1 tRNA gene and 2 pseudogenes are annotated in these 1,651 nt (G+C 73.7%); 2 read left to right on the forward strand and 1 reads right to left on the reverse strand.

Annotation, left to right across the window (positions count from 1 at the left end):
• Nucleotides 1-461: pseudogene (locus QR77_RS05430) on the forward strand (3'-5' exonuclease); the annotation flags it as partial.
• Between the two features lie 74 nt (nucleotides 462-535).
• On the opposite strand, the gene QR77_RS05435 reads toward QR77_RS05430, so the two are convergent.
• Nucleotides 536-607 (reverse strand) — tRNA-Val (locus tag QR77_RS05435).
• A gap of 176 nt (nucleotides 608-783) precedes the next feature.
• On the opposite strand from QR77_RS05435, the pseudogene QR77_RS48290 reads away from it, so the two are divergent.
• Nucleotides 784-1,651: pseudogene (locus QR77_RS48290) on the forward strand (hypothetical protein); the annotation flags it as partial.

The raw sequence follows: 1,651 nt of genomic DNA on the forward strand, positions 1-1,651 counted from the left end.
GGCAGTGCGCGGCGGGCCGGCCGCTGGTCGTCATGGACGCGCCGTTCGACCTGACGCTGCTCGACCGGGAGCTGCGGCGCCACCGCGCGTCGTCCTTCGCCCGCTATCTGGAGGAGACCTCCCTGTGCGTGCTGGACCCGGGCGTCCTCGACCGCCAACTCGACGGGCACCGCAAGGGCGGCCGGACGTTCGAGGATCTGTGCGCGCGGTACGGGGTGGTGCTGGAGGAGGTCCATGACGCGGAGGCGGGAGCCGCGGCGGCGCTGGAGGTCGTACGGGCGGTGGGGCGCCGCTTCGCGCTCCGGATGGAGCGGCTGACCGCAGCGGAGCTGCACACGGCGCAGGCCGTGTGGCACGCGGCGCAGACACGGGGCGGGCAGCCGTGGTTCTCGCTGTCCGGTACGCGGCGGGAGACGGCCCCGGTGTGGCCCCTGCGCCCCGAACTGCCCGCCGCCGCCTGAGCTGTACGGCGTCCTGGCACGTATTCGCAGAAACGCGAAGGCCGGTCCGTCTACGACGGACCGGCCTTTCCCGGTGGGCGATACTGGGTTCGAACCAGTGACCTCTTCGGTGTGAACGAAGCGCTCTCCCACTGAGCTAATCGCCCGGGAACGGACTGAACCATACAGGTCCCGGACGACTTCGTTCAAACCGAATGACCACTGCCGGCAGCCGAGTCCGGCGGGCCGAAGCCTGGGACGACGCCTGGGCCGACGTACTCAGTCCGCCGTCTGAGTACGCGAGCCGATGACAGGCCGTGCGGCGCCCGGCACACTCCGTTCCATGGTGAACGCTCCGCACCCCGCTCAGGAACTGGCGCTCCTCGACAAGGAGTTGGCCCGACTCGACGCGCACAGGGGCCGCTTGACGCAGCGCCGGGCGTATCTGGTCGACCTGCTCGCCCGGATGGCGGCGGACACGGCGCAGGTGTCGCGGCCAGGCGCCCCGCACGCACCCACGCCCGTGCGACCGGGCCCCTCCCCCGCTTCGCCCCCGGCATCCGCCCTGGCCCCGGCCCCCACCTCAGCCCCGCCGAGCGCGCAGAACGTACTGCTCACCCTCGGCGGCGTGTTGCTGACGATCGCCGCTGTCGCCTTCACGCTCGTGAGCTGGGGCCACCTGGGGATCGGTGGCCGCTCGGCGGTGCTGATGGTGGTGACAGGAGCGGCGCTCGCGCTGCCCGCGCTGCTTCTGCGCCGGGGCCTCACCGCCACCGCCGAAGCCGTGGCCGCGCTCGGACTGATGCTGACGGTGCTCGACACCTACGCGCTGTACCGCGTCGCGTGGGAGGGGACGGACGCCGTCGGCTACTCGGCCGGCGCCGCCGCCGTGCTGGCCGCCGGGTGGACGGCGTACGGATCGGCCCTCGGCCGGCTGCGCCTGCCGCTGCCCGCAGGCGTACTGACCGCCCAACTCCCCTTGCTGCTCTGGGCGCTGGCTGCCGACGCTTCGGAACTGACCATCCTGACGACGCTGCTGGCGACCGGCGCCCTCGACACGGTCGCTGCGCTGTGGACCAAGCCGGGGGTCGTACGGGTCATCACCGGCGCGGCCGCCGGGGCGACGGTCGGCGCCGCCGCGCTGGACGCCCTCGTGCTCTCGGGCACGGCGGACACCCCGCTCGGCGCCACCGGGCCCGGGGCGCTGCTGC

Origin of the sequence: Streptomyces sp. 150FB (assembly GCF_000818195.1) — a bacterium.
In the GTDB taxonomy this organism is placed as follows: domain Bacteria; phylum Actinomycetota; class Actinomycetes; order Streptomycetales; family Streptomycetaceae; genus Streptomyces.